The organism is Idiomarina sp. ST20R2A10 (assembly GCF_051842345.1).
Lineage (GTDB): Bacteria > Pseudomonadota > Gammaproteobacteria > Enterobacterales > Alteromonadaceae > Idiomarina > Idiomarina loihiensis.
Genome location: NZ_JBNIEY010000015.1, coordinates 1 through 22,076 on the forward strand (window position 1 = coordinate 1; position 22,076 = coordinate 22,076).

Here is a 22,076-nt window from a genome sequence, read left to right on the forward strand (position 1 = left end):
GGCTCCCCAGGTTGGATTCGAACCAACGACACATGGATTAACAGTCCACCGCTCTAACCAACTGAGCTACTGGGGAACAACATTCAACGGCTGCGAATATTAAAGCTCATACGCAGGGGTGTCAACTATTCTGCGAAGGTTTTTAAAGGAAAACGGTTCGGTTGTCGAAAAAGTCGACAAAATAGCTTTTTTAATCATATCAGCGCTAAAACAGGCGCCAATCGCTGTCGATGACAATGTCAAGTAACTGTAAAATATTCAGGCATAACATAAGTACTATGTTTATCGCTGATCTCATTATCCACAGATATCTGAATGTCGCAGTAGATAACGGCTACATGATCTTATCCACGGAATCTGTGGATAACCTTGTGTTTAACTCTGTTAAGTCGTAAGAGTGATGCGGGTTTGAGGCCATTTTTAGGGCTGGTTAAAAAATAACGCAGTGATTTAATTACTATAAAATACAATAAGTTACGTTATTTTGATGAATAAACACTCATGTTGGTGATTCCGTCACCAACCAATGCCTGAAGAATCAGCAACTTGTGTATTTCTTAGTGAATTTGACTAAAAAACGCGCCAAAAAATCTTTCCGGAAATAGGTTGCTCGGGCTTGACATTGATTAAATTGATCGGGATCTAATTGACTTTATCTGAGGTGGACTTTTAGTAATTTGTAATAAAACTATCAAAATAGAAAAGGGCAATATTGGCGTGATTTAAGCTGGAATGACTGTTCAATTAATAGGGTTTTGGCGCTCATTCAGGGAAATGGCGCCAAAACCTTTATTTTATAAACTTTCTGAGAAGTCTTTAATTCTCTTAACGGCTTCTTTTAATACATCCATGCTGGTCGCAAAGGACAGGCGGCAATAGCCATCGGTACCGAAGGCTGAGCCCGGCACTAAGGCCACGTTTGCTTCGGTAAGTAGTTTTTCGCAAAGTTCAACGTCACTGCTGACCTTAGCTTTAGCCATTAATTCGTCAACCTGTGCGAACGCGTAGAAGGTGCCGTCACCGGGTACACAGTTAACGCCGTCTATGCTATTTAAGGCATCTACCAGGTAGTCGTGACGCTCTTTAAATGCACTTACCATGGTGTCGATGCAGCTCTGGTCACCATTTAATGCTGCCGCCGCTGCATACTGACTGATGCTGGTTGGGTTTGAAGTACTTTGTGACTGCATTTTTTTCATGGCTGCAATAATAGGTTTAGGCCCGGCAGCATAACCGATACGCCAGCCTGTCATTGCATAAGCTTTGGATACTCCGGTCAGGATAACGGTGCGATCTTTAAGATCCGGAGCCACCATAGGCAAGTTGGCAAAAGCGGAATCACTCCAGAGGATATGTTCATACATATCGTCAGTGGCGATAAGTACCTTTGGATAGTCACGCAGTACTTCAGCCAAAGCTTTCAGTTCGTCTGCTGTGTATGCAGTTCCCGCCGGGTTAGACGGACTATTAATAAACATTAACCGGGTTTTATCGGTCAAGGCTTCGCGCAGTTGTTCTGGTGTGATCTTAAAACGCTGATCAATACCGGCTTTAACAATAACGGGCTCTGCGCCAACCAGTTTGGTCATATCCGGATAAGAAACCCAATAAGGTGCGGGGATAATGACTTCATCACCCGGGTTTAACCAGGCACTGAGCAAATTAAAAATGCTGTGTTTGCCGCCGGCAGAGACAATAATTTCTTTGCGCTCGTAGCTTAGGTTATTGTCGCGCTGCAGCTTTTTAATGACCGCATCTTTTAGCTCGTCGATACCGTCAACCGCAGTGTATTTTGTTTTACCATCGCGAATCGCCTGAATAGCCGCTTCTTTGATAAAATCTGGTGTATCAAAATCTGGCTCGCCGACGCCCAGACCAATAACATCTTTGCCTTGTTGGCGTAATTCATTGGCTTTTTGAGTAACCGCCAGAGTCGGCGATGGTTGAATCGCATTGATACGATCAGAGAGTTGATAATCCACGTTCAGATCCTGTTTTTCGCAAGGGTTGAAATGCCCATTACTATACGGATCGCAGTGGCTAAAGTCTATTCTCCGTAGCCACAAAGCACAGTCTCATGTACACTATTCGGCTATCGAACTGAGGAGGGATTGAATGGCAGCTGCCGACGCATCACGAAGTCTTATCAGCGCGCCGGTAGGACAAAAACTCTGGGAAATGACCTGGCCGGTTATTTTCGGGGTGGCTACTCTAATTAGCTTCAATGTTGTCGATACCTTCTTTATCAGTATGCTCGGAACAGACCCTCTTGCGGCTGTCAGCTTTACCTTTCCCGTTACTTTCACCGTTATAAGCCTGGCCATAGGTTTAGGTATAGGCACTTCTGCCGTCATTGCCCGTAAATACGGCTCCGACAGGCCCGAAGAGGCTCATTTTGACGGTTTTTCTGCGCTCTCGGTATCCGCCATATTAGTTGCAGCATTGGCACTCATTGGCTATCTGCTGATGGATCCGGTTTTCAGTTTATTGCAGGCACAGGAACGGCTAATGCCGTTGATACGGGAGTATATGACGCTCTGGTATCTGGGCTGCGTGATGTTGGTTACGCCTATGGTTGGGAATGCGGTTCTGCGGGCTGCCGGTGACACACGAACACCATCGCTTATTATGGCTTCCGGTGGGTTGGCGAACGCCATTTTCGATCCAATTTTAATTTTTGGGCTAGGGCCTATTCCTGCCATGGGCATTGAAGGTGCTGCTCTTGCTAGTGTTATTTCCTGGTTTAGTGGTGTCTTTTTAGTGTTCTGGTTGCTGCGCAGAAACAAGCTGGTTTCTTCTAAACCGCCGGCCGGACGACCTTTTTTTCAGGCATGGGTTAAGTCAGCCCGCGGTATTTTAAAAATAGGTATGCCGGCAGCCAGCGCCAATATGCTGACGCCATTAGCTATGTCAGTGATGACTGCTATTGTCGCATCTTATGGAGCTCCAGCCGTGGCAGCGTTCGGTGTCGGGTCCCGACTGGAGTCACTGGCCAGCGTCATTATACTGGCGTTGTCTATGTCGTTGCCGCCATTAATTAGCCAGAACTACGGCGCGGATCGTATTGATCGGGTGAAAGAAGCCTATCGAACCGCGTTAAAAGCCGTGCTGGCCATTCAGGCGATCATTTATTTACTGATGCTGGTAACCGCACACTGGATAGCTCAGGTATTTGCCGAAGAGCAGGCGGTTGCCGACATTGTTAAGCTCTTTATTTATATTATGCCGTTGGGTTACGGGTTGCAGGGCATTATTATACTGACCAATTCCAGCTTTAATGCTGTGCACCGGCCAATGAACGCGTTGTGGTTAAGTATCATTCGGTTATTTGTTTTATTCGTACCGCTCTCTTATTTGGGGAGTGTACTCGCTGACTTAACCGGTTTATTCATTGGCGGGGTGGTCGCTAATCTGTTTACTGCTGTTATTGCGTATTGGTGGTTTTCACGCGAGTTGAGGAGAGAACGTGGCTAAGAAATTTGAACTGGTTTCTAAATACAAGCCGGCGGGTGACCAGCCCAAAGCCATTGAGTCGCTGCTCGATAATCTGGACGCCGGTCTGGCGCATCAGGTGCTGTTGGGGGTAACTGGTTCAGGTAAAACCTTTACTATGGCGAATGTCATTGAACGTTCGCAGCGTCCTACCTTGATACTGGCACACAATAAAACCCTGGCAGCGCAGCTTTATGGTGAGATGAAAGAGTATTTCCCCAATAACGCGGTGGAATACTTTGTCTCTTACTATGACTACTATCAGCCTGAAGCTTATGTGCCGACAACCGATACTTTCATTGAGAAAGACGCCTCAATTAACGACCACATAGAGCAAATGCGCTTGTCAGCTACCAAAGCTCTGATGGAACGCCGTGATGTGGTTCTGGTTGCGTCGGTATCTGCCATCTACGGTCTGGGTGATCCCGAGTCTTACATGAAAATGATGCTGCACTTGCGTCGTGGCGACATTATCGATCAGCGCGACGTTCTGCGGCGTTTAGCTCAGTTGCAGTATAAGCGAAACGACGCAGCCTTCGAGCGCGGTACTTACAGGGTTCGTGGCGATGTGATAGATATCTTTCCGGCGGAGTCGGAAGAAATAGCGGTGCGTCTGGAGCTGTTTGACAGCGAAGTTGATCGCATTAGCTTTTTTGAACCTTTAACCGGACAGGTGACGGAAAAAGACGTTGCGCGCGCCACTATTTATCCGAAAACGCATTATGTAACACCGCGGGAAGTGCTGGTTAAAGCCATTGAAAAGATAAAAGATGAACTGAAAGATCGTCGCGATATTCTGCTTAAGCAAAATAAACTCATAGAAGAGCAGCGGATTAATCAGCGTACGCAGTTTGATATTGAAATGATGCTGGAGCTTGGCTATTGCTCGGGCATTGAAAACTACTCACGCTATTTATCCGGTCGTGCGCCGGGCGAGCCGCCACCAACCTTAATGGACTACTTACCGGATAACGCACTGCTTATCATTGATGAGTCACACGTTACTGTGTCGCAGATTGGCGCTATGTATAAAGGCGACCGCTCGCGTAAAGAAAATCTGGTGGAATACGGTTTCCGTTTACCGTCAGCACTGGATAACCGGCCGCTTAAATTTGATGAGTTTGAGGCTATAGCGCCACAAACCCTGTATGTGTCAGCGACACCGGGCAAGTATGAATTAGAGCGCAGTGGTAATGAAGTGGTTGAGCAGGTTGTCAGGCCGACAGGATTGATTGATCCGCAGATAGAAGTGCGTCCGGTTGCCACCCAGGTGGATGATTTAATGTCTGAAATACGCTTGCGGACAGAGGTCGGCGAGCGGGTGCTGGCGACAACTTTGACCAAAAAGATGTCGGAAGATTTAGCCGACTATCTGGATGAACACGGCATAAAGGTGCGTTATCTGCATTCAGACATTGATACCGTTGAACGTATGGAGATTATCCGCGATTTGCGTCTGGGTAAGTTTGATGTGCTGGTCGGTATTAACTTGCTGCGGGAAGGTCTGGATATGCCGGAAGTGTCGCTGGTCGCGATATTAGATGCGGATAAAGAAGGCTTTCTGCGCTCCGATCGTTCGTTAATTCAGACGATTGGTCGTGCGGCACGTAACGTTAACGGCCGCGCCATTTTATATGCCGACCGTATTACCGGCTCTATGCAACGCGCTATGGATGAAACTGACCGTCGCCGCGAGAAGCAAATTGCTTACAACAAAGAGCACGGTATTACTCCGCAGGGGCTGAATAAAGACATCACCGACGTGATGGATCTGGGTCAGGGTTCCGCTAAAGCTCGTAAAAGTAAGGCTGAAAAAGCACTGGCTGAAGTCGCCTCCGGGTATGATGCCCGGACTGTGGTTGTCAAAGACGCGAAAGCGGTGATGAAAGAAATCGACGCTAAAGAGAAAGAGATGTACAAAGCGGCGCAGAATCTTGAGTTTGAACAAGCAGGTAAACTGCGCGATGAAGTCGCTGAACTGCGTGAACAACTTAAACGAGCAGTTTAAAGATAAATACCCTGCAACGAACAGGGTTATCGCTTTTATCAATTGGCTGTAACAATCTTAATCGGCAATAATTAACAAAAGTCGAAGTGGGAGATTGTTATGAAAGACGCAGTAAAGACAGTATCATTTGGTATCATGCATTTTACTATCGCCTTTGGCGTAGTCTGGTTAATGACAGGTGACGTCGTGCTTGGTGGTGCTATTGCTCTGATTGAACCTTTAGTGAATACAGTAGGTTATTATTTCCATGAAAAAATCTGGCAGCGAGGCGACAAGCGCCGGGCAGCGATTGGTAGAGAGAGCACGATACCTGGATAAAGAAGGCCGGGCGAGTATCCCGCTTTCACTCCTGCTGGTGCTTTTATTTGAAATGCGTGGCTATGTCGCCGCCATCATATCTCTGACTTTTTCTGAAGACCGAACTCGATTATTGAAACTCTTCTACACCAGTTCAGAGCAGTTCGGGCTGATGCTACTGATTGGCCTGCCTGCCTTAATTGTTTTGCTGGCAACCACCTTTGTCGGCGAAGACAAACCTAACTGGGCAAATAGATTAATGCGTTTTGCTCAACCTCTGTTATTACTTTCTTTAGTTTTTGATGCCGTACTCATTTCCTGGTTGTTCATTGAGCAACATGGTGCTTTTTCATTTGGACGAGCAGCAATTGTTTTTGGTTGGTTTATTTGTGGTTGGTATTTAATAAAGTCCAGACACTGGCGTTTTTATCGACAGCACCTGATTAAGATAGAGTAACTTAAGTAAAGGGAGTTGATTTTTAAGGTTTAACGTTCTTTAATGGCTGTCTGAGAACTGATTCGGACCGGCATGAACTTCTTAAATAACTTTTTTCTGCTTAAAGACGAAGGAACGTCAGAAAATGGTGTTCCCAATTGGCGAGTCAGCGCACTAAGAATTATTCTTTTCTCGGGAGCTTTCCTTTCATTAGCTGTTTTTATTGATACGCTTGTCCCTTTATTAGAGTTGCATTTAATTTTCACTATAGGCGTTACCTCCACATTTTTGGGAGTGATGCTGACCCTATTTTGGTTAAGTACTCGATACTATCATTTTTGTGCTCATTCTCTGCATGTCATGATTATTGCCGCGAGTTTGTCCTGTAATCTTTTATTAGTCGACTTGAGCCTTGCACAAGTTAGCTCAATGTTTATGTATGCTTCACCACTTATAGCGTTGATGCTTTTAGGTGGACGTGCTGCATTATTCTACGGCATTCTTAATATTGTGCCGTTTTATATTATTCTTAACGATATCGACTTATCAGAATTGACAGGAATTAACGAACAGTTACCTGATGCGTCTCTATATATTTTGGGACTTATTTTTCTGTTTTTTAACATCTGTATTCCTCTCGCAGTGGCTCGTACAATAGTCGCTGCAAAACGTCTGAATCAGGAAACTCAAAAGTCTAACGATTACTTAAAAGGTAAGAACTCGCTTTACCGGGTGTTTTTTGCCGAGTCGAGAAGACCCAAAGTTATTGTTAATGAAGACGGGTTAATTACAGATTTTAATAAACAGGCCGGTGATATTTTTGGTTTAGATGAGTCGACGAGAAGTGGTTGTCAGTCTATTTCTAACTGGTTTCCCGATATTAACCATGCCAAATTACCTACGGGTGGTAAGATTATTCGTCATGAGCATACATACCAACAGGTTGTGAGATTAGAGGTTCCGGAAGCCAGCTCTTATGTTTATGAATTTGTTGATTGCACACAAGAGAAAACGCTGGAGAGTAACCTGACGTTTTTAGAGCAGGAAAACCGCCGTTTGCGTTACCTGGATACTCAGACAAATTTACCGAATAGTGACTGGTTTGAGTTGCAATGCAACAAGTTAATCTCTAAGTCAGATCGTGAATTCTTTGTGGTTGTCGCACAAAGTGAAAGCGAAGACTATTTGCGCTTAAAGTATGGTGAGAGTGTTATCAGAAAGCTCTTAGCGTCCTCTTACAGTCGGCTGAAGAAACACAGACAGCAGCCGCGTTTAACTGCGACTATTGCGTTAAATAAGCTGGTGTTTATTTTGCCAAAGACGGTAGAGAACGAATTAAAAGACGTTTTACTGGATATTAAAAACTCTCTCGATAAAGAATACACCTTTCAGGGTATTAAATGTCAGCAGTCTTTTCAGTTTGGTGTGGCCAGGTTTCCTAAGCATGGTGAAACCGCCGACGTTGTTGTTTCCCGTGCGTTGGAAGCGAAGAAGTTTGCTTCTGTGAACCAGTTTTATCATCTTTATGATACTGAAAACTCGGAAGAGTTTATGGAACGCCATGAAATCTCAATTCTTTTGGATGAAGCCATACAGAACGACGAATTGGATGTTTGTTTTCAACCGAAAGTGGCTGCCGATGGCACTTGTGTCGGGCTTGAAGCCTTGGCTCGTTGGGACAGCCCTGTACTGGGTTCCATTTCTCCGGCTATTTTTATTCCAATTGCAGAAGAGTACCGAATGATAAGTCGTTTAACCGACTTAATTGTTCAGAAAGTCTGTGCTCAAATATCGCTGTGGAAGAAGAATGATTTCCCGCTGTTACCCGTAGCCATCAACATTTCACTGCTTGACTTTTCTCAGCCCGATTTTATTTCGAAGCTGGTCAAATATCTGGCCGATTTTTCGGTTAAACCCTCACAAATAGAGCTGGAGTTAACAGAAACCTGTCTGGAGTCGGATAGGGTCAACTCATTAGAGCTTATGAATGAATTGAAGTCCTGGGGCTTTAAGGTATCGGTTGATGACTTTGGAGTCGGCTATTCCAGTGTTACCCGCTTGGCTTATTACCCGATTGATAAGTTAAAACTGGACAGAGCGCTGCTTCGCGGCATAAAAACCTCCGGGCGACAATACAGCTTAGTTAAGGGTATTTTTAATATTTGCTCTGAATTGAAAATTAAATGTGTCGTTGAAGGCGTTGAAGAAAAGTCGCAGTTAACAAGATTAACCGAAATAGGCTTTTCAGAGTTTCAGGGGTTTTACTTTTCTAAGCCGTTAACGGTAAGTCGTTATGAAAAGCATGTTAAAACCCACGGTCTGGTCTTTTTAGATAAAACTGGTCAGCGACTGTCTTAATTTGTCTGACCGGTTAAGTAATACCACTTGCCGTCTTCGAAGATAAAGTCAGATTTTTCTTCCATAAAAGCAATATCATCACCGTCACGATAAAAGGCGCGGAAATGCACCTGTCCTTTATTCTGATCTACACTGGAAGAAATAACCTGCAATTTAAGCCAGTTTGGTGAGTCGCTTAAATCGAGAAAGGCGGGGCGGTAGCTGCTATGCCATGTTGCTTCTAAGTAGCCTGCTAAGCGTCCGACAAAGGCACTGTAGCGTGAACGCATTAAGGCTTCAGGCGATGACGCAAGTGATTCTCCATTATGATATGGATAGCAACAATGTTGATAGGTTTTATCGAGGCCGCAAGGGCAGGGTTCAGATAGTTTCATAGCGCGAACTTTACCAGCACGCGCGCTGATTTCAACTGCAATTTTTAATCTGTTTTGCCAGAGTGATTTTTGCCCAGGCCTCCACTTATTGTCAGCTGCAGGGCATCGGCAGGTTTCATAGTCAGTGACTCGATACAATCCGCCGGCACAATGACCATATAGCCGCCAACGTTATAACTCATGGGCAAAAATACCGCCACCTGGTCATCTTCCATCAATTCCGACAGGCGGTCACCCTTAATTCCGCTTTTCTTGGTGACAATACCAATAAGCCGCAGTTTGCTGCCGGGAAGTGTGACTAATACAACAGATTCTTCAGCGAAGTTTTTGCCCGACATCATTTCAAAGACATCGTTAATGGTACCGTAAAGACTGCGCAGCAGTGGCAGCCGGTTGATAAGTTTTCCGGGAAGCTGCCAGAGAGAATCAATGAAATTCCAGCGGGAGCTAAAACCAATAAGCAAAGCAATCGCTAAAAAGCTAATAAAGGCGAGTCCGGGAAAATATGAAGACTCACCCAGTAAGGTTATCCATATAGGCTTAAGCCAAGTTTCGATGGTAACTAGCAGCCATTGCAGTAACGCAAAGGTCACAACAATGGGCAGTAAAATGGCTAACCCTTTAAACAAATACTGCAGCGTTCTTTTCATTATTTAATAAGCCTTTTGGCAAAGAGTTAGCCGCATTGTGAAACGAATAAATCAATCGGACAAGTAATATTCTATGGTGGATACAACACGCACATTTTTCAGGTGAGGGTTGTGTCGGTCGCGAGCACTGATACTAAACTGCCCCTGACGCGCCTGTTTGATTTTACCCAACTGAGAGTTCGAGTCTGTCGCAAATTTTTCTGCTACTTCCCGGGCTTTTTTGGTGGCCTCTTCTATCATTTCAGGCTTTACCTCATTCAACCGGGTAAATAAGTATTCAGGTTGCGCCTGATAATCGTCGCTGCTGAGAACAATACCTTCTTTACCCAGCTCGGCAAGGTCTCCCATAACGCTGCGAACTTCTTCAACCTTATTGGAATAGACTGTAATGGCTTGTGTGGCAGTATAACGAAACTCTGCCGGTTGAGATGAACCATAACGCTGGGCAGATTTATCGGTAATGGAAGGCGCAGACGAGGATATTTCGTCCGTTTCAATGCCTTTCTCCCGTAAGAAGGCGATGACCTTTTCATTGGAGGCTTCCATAGTTTCATAAATTTCTGATAAATCGTTGCTTGCCGCGGTAAACTGAATAGGCCAGATAACTGTGTCGGCAAGATATTCTCGTTCGGATAACCCTTTTACGGTCACACTGCGCTCCATCGATTTATGCTCAAGCACGGCATTTGAGCCTATGAGGCCAATAACGACAGAGCTAATGATTAGAGAGATGCCTAATATCAGAGTATTTTTGGTTGAGCTCATCAAAGTCCCCGGAATTGTTTGAAAAAAGTGGCTTGCGGTAACGTACAGTCGTACGAGTATTTTCTCATTCTATTTATAGGTGACCGGCGGTAATTTATCCAGTGGGAATATGAACCTGCTGCCGACTCAGCAGCAGGTAAACTCGTAGGTGTGGATACGTAACGAATTAAAATGAATAGCGGACCGTAGCGCTTAGGCTGTCAATATCCAAATCCTGAGTTTCTCTATGGATTTCATAACCAAGACCGAAAGAGAAGTTTTTCGTAACGTGATAGAAAGCGGAAAGGTTAAAGCGAACAAGTTCTTCGTCAAATGCTACATAATCGAGTTTTGCGTCAACTTCAACGTTCGGAGTCAGCATAGAACGAAGTCCAATGCCTACACCCCAGGCATTCTCAGATGCTGATGCAGAAAACTCTTGGACAGAACCTGAAAATTTTGCTCGCTCAAAAGACGCCGTCGCGTATAAATCCGTTGTTTCCGTTAAGTGTTTGTACGAGCCAATACCTGCTGACAGAAAGTCGATATCTAAATCGAAACCTGAGTCGTCATTGGAGACAGAGTCGAAATCTGCAAATACGAAAAGGTTATCTAAAACGACCAGATCCGGATTAATAGCGGCCGAACCGCCGACTCTGAATCCGTCGAAAGAAAGATCGCCAGCTCCGTCAACGCCAACATCGGTATCAAGATAGGACGCATCAACTTTATTCCAGTTAGGGCTCTCAGCTAGAACTGCGCCAGGTAAGGTCAGCATTGCCAATGCAATTACAGCTTTTCTCATAAATCGCTCCTTGGTTGAGAAAAGCGGGCAATATACCTTTAATAGCTAAGTGCTTCAATTTGTTTATATTTAACCTATCTGAAGATTGACCGACGTCTAATCGCCGACGCTGTAAGACAGAATTCGTGACAAATGACTGTAAGGCAGTTGGGTTTGTTCGTGCCAGCAGTTGAATGCGCTCTGGGCTTGTTTCAGTCCCTTTTGACTGGTGGGGGATGCGTCTATCAGCTTGTAGTTGGTCAATGCCGTGACAACGTCATTGGAAAGAATAAAACCGTCCCAGCCAAGCTCGCGCAAAACATACTGTGGGGTAACGCCGCCTAATCGCGAACCGTTCTTTTTAAGATAATGCAGCAACTCCGCTTGTTGGCTCGATGGCCATTGAGCCAGAAACTGACCAAAACTGCCGTATTCTTCGGCTACTTCCACAATCATTCGTGCGTTAGCGGGCACGGTGTTTATTTTTTGCTGGTTGCGGACAATACGTTCATCTTTGGAAAGTGCCTCTAAGACTTCTGGGGGCACTTGTTGCCAGTAAAGAGGCACAAAGCCTTTAAAGGCTTCTTCAAAACCCGGCCACTTTGCTTCAATAATGCGCCAGACAAAACCGGCGCGGAAAATACAACGGGTAATGGTTGATAAAATGACCCGGTCATCCAGCTGTTTCAGCTCGCCTGCAGGTGTAACTTTTGGCATGCGTGAGAGCATAGCGCTCTCGCCGCCTTTACGTTGGCAAGCTCGCTGATAAAATTGAGAAAAGTCTGTGGTTAGGTCTGTCATGGTTAACCTGCTGTTATTTCAACATCCAGTCGGCAATAGCCCGGCAGTGAAGTTCCGTGGTATCGAACAATGGCAAAGCCGAATGCTCCTGCTGAATCAGTAAACCTATTTCCGTGCATCCCAGAATAACACCTTGTGCACCCCGTTCGGCTAGCGAATCAATAATGCGAAGGTAATGCTCTCGGGCTTTTTCAGTAAACTGACCGTGACAAAGCTCTTTAAAAATGATGCTGTCGACAGTAACGCTGTCCTCTTCCTCTGGCACCAGAACTTGTACATTGTTTTGTTCCAGGCGCTCTTTATAGAAAGGCTGTTGCATGGTGAAACGGGTACCAAGCAGCCCAACGTTATGGACACTATTTTGTTTGAGATGAGCGGCTACCGCGTCAACAATATGCAGTAAGGGTATGGTTACAGCGGTTTCAATCTGAGGTGCCACTTTATGCATTGTATTTGTCGCTATAACAATGCATTCGGCTCCCGCGGACTCAAGTTGTCTGGCTTTACCGATAAGAGCCTGCGCGGCTGCGTCCCAGTCGCCCTGACTTTGCATTTTTTCAATAGGCGCAAAGTCAACGCTGGCAAGCAGGAGCTCTGCGCTATGCAGGCCACCAAGTCGTTCGTTTACTAGCTGGTTCAGGCGTCGGTAGTAAGTGCTGGTTGATTCCCAGCTCATGCCACCAATAATGCCGACTGTTTTCATTAAGACCTCCGCTCCGCAATAGGCTATTTAAAAATAGCCTAGCGCAGTTTGGACGTTAAGTTAACGGCAATATTAGATGAAAACAGTCTAGCTTATGTTCAGACCCCAGTCGTCGTAGGCCGCTTTAGCCAGTTCTTCACGGAATTTAGGGTCGGCTATGTGGATAAGCTCCCGTGCGCGTTCACTCATGCTTTTGGCTCGTAAATTCGCGATACCATGCTCGGTCACAATGTAATGAACGTGCGCGCGAGTTGTTACGACTCCGGCTCCCGGTTCCAGCAGAGAACTGATGCGGGAAACGCTTCCGCCACAAGCCGTTGACGGTAGCGCAATCACTGAGCGACCACCTTCGGATAAGCTGGCGCCGCGAACAAAATCCATTTGCCCACCAACGCCGGAATAAATACGGGTACCGATTGAGTCGGCGCAAACCTGACCGCTTAAATCAACCTGCAGTGCGCTGTTAATAGACATAACCTGTTTATTTTGGCGAATAACGGACGTGTCGTTAGTGTATTCAACATCAAGGAAAAACACTTCCGGGTTGTCATCTACAAAGTCATATAATGCCTGAGATCCCATCGCAAAGGTGGTGACAATGCGTCCTCGGTGTTTACGCTTGCGACTGTTATTAATAACGCCACGCTCAACTAAAGGCAGCACACCATCTGAAAACATTTCGGTATGAATACCTAAGTCTTTATGATGATGCAGACAAGCCAGAGTCGCATCGGGTATCGCTCCAATGCCCATCTGTAAACAGTCACCGTCGTTAATGAGCCCGGCAACTTGCTCACCAATTTTCTGAGTAATAGGGTTCTGTTGCGGTTGCTTATGCTCGGGAATCGGTGCCGCTTCTTCAAAATAGCGATCGAAGCGCTTAAGTTGAACCAGTGCATCGCCATGGGTGCGTGGCATATTCGGATTTATCCAGGCTATAACCTTCTTTGCAACTTGCAGGGCGGCTCGCGTTGCTTCTACCGAGATACCTAAACTGCAGTTACCGTGTTTATCTGGCGGCGATACCTGAATAATAGCTGCGTCCAGCGGTTGTTCGCCTGAACGAAACAGCTTTGGAATTTCAGACAGGAAAATAGGAACGTAGTCGGCCAGACCCTGATTAACGGCCTGGCGGGTTGATGCTCCGACAAAAAATGCTCGTTGTCTGAGATGCCCGTTTAATTCCGGGTCACCTAAAGCTTCGCTGTATTCCGTATGCAATTGCAATAGCGTTAAGTTTACACGCTGTTTGGCAACTTCCTTCAGACCCTCTAATAATTTGTAGGGAGTGGCCGCCATCGACTGACACCAAATAACATCTCCATCGTTCAGAATTGATAACGCTTGTATTGCCGAATTAACTTTCATTACTGCATCCTGTTTTGAGCTTGGTGCGATTATAACTGGTTCTGAAATAAGGGTATTTACCCAGTAAGTGATACCTCTTACTTTGACATAGCGTGTCACTTAGCTAAAGTTGTTAACAAAATAGATCATTGCAGAACATTTGTTCAATGACTATTATTTCGCCAGTTTCTAAACATGGGCTTACCTTATGTCAATTCGCAATAAACTTCTCTCTGTCGGTGCGGTAACAACGGCTGCTTTTATCATACTACTAATGCTGATGATGTTTTTTCAGTCTCAAATTAGTCAGCTGCATCGCGCCAGTGAATTGCGGGAATCTGTACATAACGGTTTGTTACAAGTGCGTCGTGCCGAAAAAGATTTCCTGTTGCGAATGGATGAAAGTTACGCGGATAAACTACAGCAAGAAGTTAGTGTAACGATTGAAAGGTTAGAACAGCTTAACCAACTGGTTGCTGATGAGGGCTCTACGCGACTTATTGATGGTCTTGCTGAGCAGGTTTCAAAATATGAAGAAAATTTTAATAGTTTAGTTGCTGCGTTTAAGCAACGAGGGTTGGATGAAAATAGTGGGGCCTATGGCGTGCTGCGAGCGGCGACGCATGAGCTGGAAGAAGCTATTGATACAGCCGACCGAACCGAATTGTTGGTAACTCTGTTGCAGATACGCCGTAGCGAAAAAGACTTTATGCTGCGTTTTGACGACAAGTACCTCGGCCGAGTTAACAATTTACTGGATGAGTTGAAAGCCGAGCTATCGGCATCGCCGAATCTGGCTTCCAAAGTTGACGCTTATCGTCGTGACTTTGGCCGTTATGCCAGCTTGTCGAAAGAAATTGGCCTGGATGAAGAGTCCGGCATTAAAGGTGAAGTCAGAATTATTGCCGGTAATATGGAGAGTTCGTTAGCTGAGTTAGATGAGAATCTAAATGAGTTGCTTCAGTCACGTCAGGCAACCATGAAATGGGTTCCTATTGTGGTTTTTGCAGCAATTGCATTTATTGTTGTAGCCATGCTGTTCTGGGTTGTTCGTTCCATTAATCAGCCGCTAACTCAGTTACGCGAAGACATGAAAAAAGTCCAGAGTAGCAATGACTTAACTCTGGTATCAGAAAAGTTCCGTAGTGATGAGTTAGGTGATTTAGTCGATAGCTTTAATGAACTTCTGAGATACTTCCGTAACGTTATTAAGCAGATTAATGAGTCAGTCGAGACGGTTAACGGGTTAACCCAGCAGGTGTCGGATACCGTCACTCACACGTCTCAAAATTTGGATATGCAATCGCATGAAGTTGATCAGGTTGCAGCTGCTATCAATGAGATGGGGAGCACGGCTCATACTATTGCCAATGATGCGGAAGACACCGCCGAGCAGGTGAACAGCTTGTCCGAGCAGGCTAAGCATGGCAGTACTTCAGTACAAGCTGGCGTTGAAAAGGTTCGGTATCTGGCAGAGCGTTTAAACAGTAGTGTGAGCGAAGCAAATACCTTAGCGGAACGCAGTGCTTCAATTACACAAATAGTTACGGTTATAAATGGTATTGCAGAGCAAACCAATTTACTGGCACTGAATGCGGCTATCGAGGCTGCCCGGGCCGGTGAGCAGGGACGAGGCTTCGCAGTTGTTGCTGATGAAGTTCGGACATTGGCTTCACGCACGCAAAAATCTATTGGTGAAATTGAGTCTATTACCAGTCAGTTAAATCAGCAGACGCAGATTATTGTCACCACATTGCAGGAGTGCAATGAACTGGGTGAAGAGAGTGCTCAGCATTCATCGGAGTCCGATGAGTTATTTAATCGCATCCATATGGAGCTTTTAAAAATTAACGACCGTTCGGCATCTATCGCGACGGCAGTTGAAGAACAATCGGCGGTTGTGGATGAAACCGCCAGAAATATAACCCGTGTGCGGGATGCCGGTGTGGAAGCAGCGAATGATGCGCAGTCAAATGCCGATGCCGTTGCTCAGGTTCGCAATCAAACAGAGCAATTACGCCAGGCGGTTATCAAATTCCGCGTGTAGCCTGATGTTCACATCAGGGGCGATATCTCACCTGACATAAATGTCAGGCTACGTCGGCGGCGTGTTACGCGTTTAAATACTTCGCATGGAAGCGAAGCTGGGCTTCGATAAATGAGGATATAAAGTAGTAGCTGTGGTCATAACCGTCGTGTAGGTGAACGGTGCCACCACCCTCTGCTGCAGCAATGGCTTCTTTCAGGTTTTCAGGTTTCAGCTGTTCCTCTAAAAAGCCATCAGCTAAGCCTTGATCTACCCGAATTGGCAATGGCTGACCTTTCGATTTAATAATCTCAACAGCGTCGTATTGCTTCCACTGTTCGCGATCATCGCCTAAATAAGCACTAAAGGCTTTTTCACCCCAGGGGCACTGTGTTGGATTAGTAATAGGCGAAAAGGCAGAGATACTGCTGTAACGGTCGCTGTTACGCAAGCCAATAACCAAAGCACCATGGCCACCCATGGAATGACCTGCTATAGCGCGCTTATCGTTAATTGGTAATTCCGCTTCGACCAGTTCAGGAAGCTCCTTAACGATGTAGTCATACATCTGATAATGGTTTTTCCATGGCTCCTGAGTGGCGTTGACGTAAAAACCGGCGCCTAAGCCTAAGTCGTAAGCCCCGTCTGGATCATCAGCTACGTTATCTCCACGCGGGCTGGTATCCGGTACAATTAAGGCAATACCGAGTTCCGTTGCTACCCGTTGCGCACCGGCTTTAGTGGAAAAGTTTTCGTCAGTGCAGGTTAAGCCGGAGAGAAAATAAACCGCTGGCACCTTGGACTTTTCTGCTCTTAGGGGCAAGAAGACACTGAACTGCATAGCGCAGTTCAGTACTTCAGAGTCATGTTCAAAGCGTAACTGACGTCCGCCGAAACAGCGGGTTTCGCTAACTTGTTTCATTACAGACTCCATTAATAATGAATAACTGAACGAATCGACTTACCTTCATGCATTAAGTCGAACGCTTCGTTAATCTCTTCTAACGGCATGGTATGAGTGATAAAGGTGTCTAAATCAAATTTCCCGTCCATATATTGTTTTACATAGTCGGGCAGTTCGGTACGACCCTTAACGCCACCAAAGGCACTACCACGCCATACACGGCCAGTAACCAGCTGGAAAGGGCGGGTAGAGATTTCTTCACCGGCACCGGCAACACCAATGATCACGGATTCACCCCAGCCTTTGTGGCAGCACTCTAGCGCGGCGCGCATAACGTCGACGTTACCAATGCATTCAAACGAGAAGTCGACACCACCGTCAGTCATATCGACAATAACTTCCTGAATAGGCTTGTCGTACTTGGTTGGGTTGACGAAGTCGGTTGCGCCTAGCTCTTTGGCGATTGTTTGTTTTTCGTCGTTTACATCAATGGCAATAATGCGTGAAGCTTTGGCTTGTACGGCACCAATAATAGCGGCCAGACCAATACCACCAAGGCCAAATACCGCAACCGTGTCGCCTTCCTGCACATTGGCGGTGTTTTTAACCGCGCCCATGCCGGTGGTGACACCACAACCTAACAGACAGACTTTTTCTAAAGGAGCGTCTTTGGGAATTTTAGCCAGTGAAATTTCTGGTAAAACGGTGTATTCAGAAAAAGTTGAAGTGCCCATGTAGTGATAAATGGTCTCGCCGTCTTTTGAAAAGCGGCTGGTACCGTCCGGCATTAAGCCTTTACCCTGAGTGGCACGAACGGCCTGACACAGGTTAGTTTTACCCGAGGTACAGAATTTACACTCACCACATTCCGCGGTGTACAGAGGAATAACATGATCACCCACTTCAACTGAGGTGACACCTTCGCCGACGGATTCAACAATACCGCCACCTTCATGACCTAGTACAGAAGGGAAAATGCCTTCAGGATCTTTACCGGAAAGTGTGTAAGCATCGGTATGGCAAACACCTGTTGCTATAATGCGAACCCGCACTTCGCCTTTTTTCGGCGGCGCAACGTCAATAATTTCTTCTTTCAGTGGTTCGCCCGGGCCCCAGGCTACCATAGCGCGTGACTTAATGGTTTCCATAATAATTCCTTATAGTCTTGGATTTTCATTTTATTAGGTAAAAGCGTAGCATAAGTTTAACTTTTTCTCATTAGCAGGTAATCTACTGTTTTTACAAATTACTTTTTCATAAATGAAATAATGGGTGTGAGATGAAGCCATGGCAGGGGATCAGTGAGTTTGCCGCTGTCGCTGAACGGCAGAGCTTTACCGCAGCAGCGCAAGAGCTAGGACTGTCTGTCGCGCAGGTCAGTCGGAATATAGCTGCGTTGGAGAGTCGACTGCATATGCAACTGCTTTACCGGTCGACCCGCAGTGTCAGCTTAACAGAAGAAGGGAAGCTATACCTGCCGCATTGCCAGCATTTAGTCGCCAGCCTGAGAGATGCCGATCAGGCCATTCAGCAGCGCACACAGCAACCTCAGGGGCTTATTAGAATTACTGCGCCTGTCTATTATGGTGAACGTTTTATAGCACCTCTGTTGAATGATTTTTTACACATTTACCCAGAATGCCGCCTGGATTTTCAGTTAACCAACGAGCAGGTCGATTTAATAGAGGGCAGTTACGATGTTGCCATTAGATTAGGGCAGTTGGGTAACCCTCGGTTACGTGCCCGCAAACTAGGCTCGCGCCGACATTTCGTCGTCGGCTCTCCTGCTTATTTTGAAGAGTTTGGTCGGCCGCAAGATATTAACGCACTGGATGCGCACCGCTGTTTTACCGGAACGGTCAGGCAATGGCGCTTTCAGGTTGAGGGTAAACTGGAAACGGTTCGTCCGGAATCCTACCTGCATTGCAACAATGGTCTGGCGCTTCGTGACGCCGCTATGAAAGGTCTGGGGCTGGCTATGCTGCCGGACTATTATGTAACGGACTCATTGGCTAACGGACAGCTAGAGGAAGTATTAGCGGACTACCGGCAACCCGATGATGGTATATGGGCATTGTATCCGGAAAACCGTCAGGTGATTCCAAAAGTACGGGTATTACTAGACTATTTGTCAGGGAATTTATCAGGAAATTTATCAGGAAAATTTAATACTGGAGAAATAGAGAACTGAGAGAGTAAAAAAGTGGTGGTTGCTACTGGGCTCGAACCAGTGACCCTCGCCTTGTAAGGGCGATGCTCTCCCAACTGAGCTAAGCAACCATCCTGAAGGTCTGCAATTGACGGAAGAAGAGAAGTGGTGGTTGCTACTGGGCTTGAACCAGTGACCCTCGCCTTGTAAGGGCGATGCTCTCCCAACTGAGCTAAGCAACCATTTTCACTGTGACACTTCTGCGTCGTTGCGAGGTGGCATTATAGGGCGCAGATCTAAACTGTCAAATAAAAATTGCCAACTTGTGTTCGTTTGCTGACATTTTAATCATTTCGAATAGCAGATGCGTCAGGCGCTCAGTCTTGATAAACTTGCGCCCATAAAATTGACTGGTTTTAAAGAAAGGAACAAACATGAGTGTGGTAACGCGTTTTGCCCCCAGCCCGACTGGGTATTTGCATGTTGGTGGTGCCCGTACGGCATTGTATTCATGGTTAGTCGCAAAAGCGCAGGGCGGCGAGTTCGTACTGCGTATAGAAGACACCGACCGTGAACGTTCAACTCAGCCTGCTATTGATGCCATTTTAGAGGGCATGGAATGGTTAGGTTTAAGCTGGGATCGCGGGCCTTATTACCAGACTCAGCGTTTTGAGCGCTATAAAGAGTTAATCGATAAACTACTGGAAGAAGACAAAGCCTATAAATGCTATTGCTCAACCGAACGCTTAGAAAAAATGCGTGAAGAGCAAATGGCTGCCGGTGAAAAGCCTCGCTACGATGGCCATTGTCGGGACAACCCGAATGTTGGCGGTGATAAGTACGTCATTCGTTTTCGTAACCCGCAAGAAGGTAGTGTTGCGTTTGATGACCATATTCGCGGGCGCATTGAATTCGCTAATACTGAACTGGATGATTTGATCATTGCCCGTACCGACGGCACACCGACCTATAACTTCTGTGTGGTGGTTGATGACTGGGACATGGATATTACGCATGTGGTGCGTGGTGAAGACCACATTAATAATACCCCGCGTCAAATTAATATTTTAAAAGCTCTGGGCGCACCGGTACCTCAGTACGCTCACGTGTCGATGATTTTAGGTGATGATGGTAAGAAGCTGTCGAAGCGTCATGGTGCAGTTAGCGTTATGCAATACCGCGACGACGGGTACGTACCGGAAGCGGTTGTAAATTACTTAGCACGTTTAGGCTGGTCTCATGGTGATCAGGAAATATTCAGTCGCGATGAATTGGTGGAGTACTTCAAGCTGGATGACGTGAATAAAGCAGCCTCTGCGTTTAATACCGAAAAACTTAACTGGCTAAACCAGCACTACATGAAAACCTTGCCTGCGGAGCAAGTTGCACCGCAATTGCAATGGCAGTTTGAGCAAATTGGTGTGGACACCAGTAATGGTCCAGCGCTAGAGCAAGTTGTGTCGTTGCAGGCTGATCGGGTAAAAACCTTAAAAGAAATGGCTGCCATTAGCCGTTACTTCTTTGAGTCATTCGATGAGTTTGACGAAAAAGCGGCGAAAAAACATTTACGCCCGGTAGCCAAAGAGCCGCTGGTAAAAGCCAAAGAACTGCTCGGAGCAATTAGTGACTGGAATGCTGCTAATATTCAGGCGGCAATTAACCAGACAGCTGCCGATTTGGATGTTGGTATGGGCAAAGTGGGCATGCCACTGCGTGTTGCCGCGACGGGTGGGGGCAATTCTCCATCATTGGATGTGACTCTGGAATTAATTCCGCAGCAGACCGTTCTGGCACGTATAGACCTGGCGTTGGAATTTATTGCTAACCGCGAAAACGCGTAATTTGATGCTAATAAAAATTACGCCTGGCCTGATAACGCCAGGCGACCGCCACGATGGGATGAGTAATGGCAGATATAAAACATTTGATTGCAAACAACAAAGAGTGGGCGGAGCAACAGGTAAAGAACGATCCTGATTTTTTCAAACGCTTAGTAGGGCAGCAATCCCCGCAATATCTATGGATAGGCTGTTCCGATAGTCGGGTGCCGGCGAACGAGATTGTGGGGATGGCTCCGGGTGAATTGTTTGTACACAGAAATGTCGCCAATCAAGTCATCCAGACTGATTTTAACTGCTTGTCGGTTATTCAGTTTGCCATTGAAGCGTTGAAAGTTCGGCATATCCTTGTGGTGGGTCATTACGGTTGTGGGGGTGTAAAAGCGGCACTTGAGAGTAAACCTCACGGGCTGGTTGATCACTGGTTGTATCCAATTCGTGATGTGTACCGCGAGCATGCCGAAGAGTTAGAGCAACTGGGCGAGACCGAGCAGATTGATCGTTTGTGTGAACTGAACGTGATTGAACAGGTTAAAAACCTGGCCAAAACCAATATGGTGCAGGAAGCCTGGGACAAAGGTGAGTCACTGACAATACACGGTTGGGTCTATCGTTTAGATAATGGTTTGGTTAATGATATGAATGTATCGGTTTCAAGCCGGGAAGGCATGGAGCAGGTGTACCACGTTTACCACCAAAAGTTGCCGAAAGGCGGTTAAAGTCAAGATTTGATGAATTACTGAGCAAACTGCCATAAAAACGCTCAAACAGAAGTATTTTTAGAAAAAATAGTTGACACATTAGCTCAGGTCACAATAGAATGCGCCCCGCTGTCAAGGCAGTCTGCGACTGTCAGGTGCGGGGCTATAGCTCAGCTGGGAGAGCGCTTGCATGGCATGCAAGAGGTCAGCGGTTCGATCCCGCTTAGCTCCACCAAGTTGTTTTGGTAAAGCACTATTTGGCAGTAAGTATTTGGTTGTTGCGTCCCCTTCGTCTAGTGGTCCAGGACACCGCCCTTTCACGGCGGTAACAGGGGTTCAAATCCCCTAGGGGACGCCATTCAAATACAAAATGTAAAAAGTAATTTCTGCGTCCCCTTCGTCTAGTGGTCCAGGACACCGCCCTTTCACGGCGGTAACAGGGGTTCAAATCCCCTAGGGGACGC

19 protein-coding genes and 6 tRNA genes are annotated in these 22,076 nt (G+C 46.2%); 12 read left to right on the plus strand and 13 right to left on the minus strand.

Translation table 11 applies throughout. The features are described 5' to 3' along the window. Positions 1–2 precede the first annotated feature (2 nt). Both ACP7H9_RS13795 and ACP7H9_RS13800 read right to left on the minus strand, forming a co-directional pair. A tRNA-Asn gene (locus ACP7H9_RS13795) sits at positions 3–76 on the minus strand. 718 nt (positions 77–794) lie between these two features. Further along, complete coding sequence (locus ACP7H9_RS13800) at positions 795–1,982, minus strand: pyridoxal phosphate-dependent aminotransferase (protein ID WP_439222909.1); 1,188 nt, start codon at positions 1,980–1,982, stop codon at positions 795–797. 133 nt (positions 1,983–2,115) lie between these two features. Between ACP7H9_RS13800 and ACP7H9_RS13805 the strand changes: the two genes are divergently transcribed. The 5 genes from ACP7H9_RS13805 to ACP7H9_RS13825 all read left to right on the plus strand — a co-directional run bounded on the left by ACP7H9_RS13805 (position 2,116) and on the right by ACP7H9_RS13825 (position 8,591). Next, complete coding sequence (locus ACP7H9_RS13805) at positions 2,116–3,474, plus strand: MATE family efflux transporter (protein WP_011235023.1); 1,359 nt, start codon at positions 2,116–2,118, stop codon at positions 3,472–3,474. Continuing rightward, positions 3,467–5,500 carry an excinuclease ABC subunit UvrB gene (gene uvrB / locus ACP7H9_RS13810; RefSeq protein ID WP_054491297.1) on the plus strand — a complete coding sequence of 678 codons (2,034 nt, stop codon included), beginning with the start codon at positions 3,467–3,469 and terminating at the stop codon, positions 5,498–5,500. The genes ACP7H9_RS13805 and uvrB overlap by 8 nt, the downstream gene beginning before the upstream one ends. A 99-nt stretch (positions 5,501–5,599) precedes the next feature. After that, a complete protein-coding gene (locus ACP7H9_RS13815; RefSeq protein WP_011235021.1) occupies positions 5,600–5,818 on the plus strand; it encodes a DUF2061 domain-containing protein in 219 nt (72 codons plus the stop codon). Continuing rightward, the gene (locus tag ACP7H9_RS13820; protein ID WP_110013888.1) at positions 5,748–6,254 is read left to right on the plus strand and encodes a DUF2919 family protein; all 507 of its coding nucleotides are present in this window, start codon (positions 5,748–5,750) and stop codon (positions 6,252–6,254) included. The genes ACP7H9_RS13815 and ACP7H9_RS13820 overlap by 71 nt, the downstream gene beginning before the upstream one ends. Positions 6,255–6,326: 72 nt before the next feature. Continuing rightward, positions 6,327–8,591, plus strand: a complete 2,265-nt coding sequence (locus ACP7H9_RS13825) for an EAL domain-containing protein (RefSeq protein ID WP_439222910.1) — start codon at positions 6,327–6,329, stop codon at positions 8,589–8,591. On the opposite strand, the gene ACP7H9_RS13830 is transcribed toward ACP7H9_RS13825, so the two are convergent. From ACP7H9_RS13830 to ACP7H9_RS13860, 7 genes are all read right to left on the minus strand, one after another. Then, positions 8,588–8,965 carry a YchJ family protein gene (locus tag ACP7H9_RS13830; RefSeq protein WP_051018775.1) on the minus strand — a complete coding sequence of 126 codons (378 nt, stop codon included), beginning with the start codon at positions 8,963–8,965 and terminating at the stop codon, positions 8,588–8,590. The genes ACP7H9_RS13825 and ACP7H9_RS13830 overlap by 4 nt on opposite strands. Positions 8,966–9,009: 44 nt before the next feature. Continuing rightward, entirely contained in the window at positions 9,010–9,615 is a 606-nt protein-coding gene (locus tag ACP7H9_RS13835; RefSeq protein ID WP_286822924.1) for a DUF502 domain-containing protein, read from the minus strand. Positions 9,616–9,666: 51 nt separating this feature from the next. Beyond that, positions 9,667–10,380, minus strand: coding sequence for an SIMPL domain-containing protein (locus tag ACP7H9_RS13840; protein WP_439222911.1), 714 nt, complete (start codon positions 10,378–10,380; stop codon positions 9,667–9,669). Positions 10,381–10,546: 166 nt separating this feature from the next. Further along, on the minus strand, positions 10,547–11,164 hold the full coding sequence (locus ACP7H9_RS13845) for an outer membrane protein (protein WP_439222912.1): 618 nt from the start codon (positions 11,162–11,164) through the stop codon (positions 10,547–10,549). A 96-nt stretch (positions 11,165–11,260) separates the two neighbouring features. Next, a complete protein-coding gene (locus ACP7H9_RS13850; protein ID WP_439222913.1) occupies positions 11,261–11,944 on the minus strand; it encodes a DNA-3-methyladenine glycosylase I in 684 nt (227 codons plus the stop codon). 13 nt (positions 11,945–11,957) lie between these two features. Then, on the minus strand, positions 11,958–12,647 hold the full coding sequence (locus ACP7H9_RS13855; protein WP_110013885.1) for an aspartate/glutamate racemase family protein: 690 nt from the start codon (positions 12,645–12,647) through the stop codon (positions 11,958–11,960). Between the two features lie 87 nt (positions 12,648–12,734). Then, positions 12,735–14,015 (minus strand): acetyl-CoA hydrolase/transferase family protein, encoded by a 1,281-nt coding sequence (locus ACP7H9_RS13860; protein ID WP_011235011.1) that lies wholly within the window; start codon positions 14,013–14,015, stop codon positions 12,735–12,737. 187 nt (positions 14,016–14,202) lie between these two features. Between ACP7H9_RS13860 and ACP7H9_RS13865 the strand changes: the two genes are divergently transcribed. Continuing rightward, positions 14,203–16,041, plus strand: coding sequence for a methyl-accepting chemotaxis protein (locus ACP7H9_RS13865; RefSeq protein ID WP_414018956.1), 1,839 nt, complete (start codon positions 14,203–14,205; stop codon positions 16,039–16,041). Between the two features lie 64 nt (positions 16,042–16,105). On the opposite strand, the gene fghA is transcribed toward ACP7H9_RS13865, so the two are convergent. Continuing rightward, entirely contained in the window at positions 16,106–16,942 is an 837-nt protein-coding gene (gene fghA / locus ACP7H9_RS13870) for an S-formylglutathione hydrolase (RefSeq protein ID WP_414018957.1), read from the minus strand. A gap of 11 nt (positions 16,943–16,953) precedes the next feature. Next, a complete protein-coding gene (locus tag ACP7H9_RS13875; RefSeq protein WP_439222914.1) occupies positions 16,954–18,072 on the minus strand; it encodes an S-(hydroxymethyl)glutathione dehydrogenase/class III alcohol dehydrogenase in 1,119 nt (372 codons plus the stop codon). A gap of 131 nt (positions 18,073–18,203) precedes the next feature. Here ACP7H9_RS13875 and ACP7H9_RS13880 point away from each other — a divergent pair, with 131 nt between their 5' ends. After that, positions 18,204–19,115, plus strand: a complete 912-nt coding sequence (locus ACP7H9_RS13880) for a LysR substrate-binding domain-containing protein (RefSeq protein WP_439222915.1) — start codon at positions 18,204–18,206, stop codon at positions 19,113–19,115. A 13-nt stretch (positions 19,116–19,128) separates the two neighbouring features. Here ACP7H9_RS13880 and ACP7H9_RS13885 read toward each other — a convergent pair. Both ACP7H9_RS13885 and ACP7H9_RS13890 read right to left on the minus strand, forming a co-directional pair. Then, positions 19,129–19,204: transfer RNA gene (locus ACP7H9_RS13885), tRNA-Val, on the minus strand. A gap of 35 nt (positions 19,205–19,239) precedes the next feature. Beyond that, positions 19,240–19,315, minus strand: a tRNA-Val gene (locus ACP7H9_RS13890). A gap of 192 nt (positions 19,316–19,507) precedes the next feature. On the opposite strand from ACP7H9_RS13890, the gene gltX reads away from it, so the two are divergent. From gltX to ACP7H9_RS13915, 5 genes are all read left to right on the plus strand, one after another. Then, the gene (gene gltX, locus ACP7H9_RS13895) at positions 19,508–20,914 is read left to right on the plus strand and encodes a glutamate--tRNA ligase (RefSeq protein WP_439222916.1); all 1,407 of its coding nucleotides are present in this window, start codon (positions 19,508–19,510) and stop codon (positions 20,912–20,914) included. A 65-nt stretch (positions 20,915–20,979) separates the two neighbouring features. Beyond that, positions 20,980–21,630: a carbonate dehydratase gene (can, locus tag ACP7H9_RS13900; protein WP_011235005.1), complete on the plus strand. Its 651-nt coding sequence runs from the start codon at positions 20,980–20,982 to the stop codon at positions 21,628–21,630. 141 nt (positions 21,631–21,771) lie between these two features. Next, a tRNA-Ala gene (locus ACP7H9_RS13905) sits at positions 21,772–21,847 on the plus strand. A gap of 47 nt (positions 21,848–21,894) precedes the next feature. Next, a tRNA-Glu gene (locus tag ACP7H9_RS13910) sits at positions 21,895–21,970 on the plus strand. 32 nt (positions 21,971–22,002) lie between these two features. Next, positions 22,003–22,075, plus strand: a tRNA-Glu gene (locus ACP7H9_RS13915). The last annotated feature ends 1 nt before the right edge of the window (position 22,076 follow it).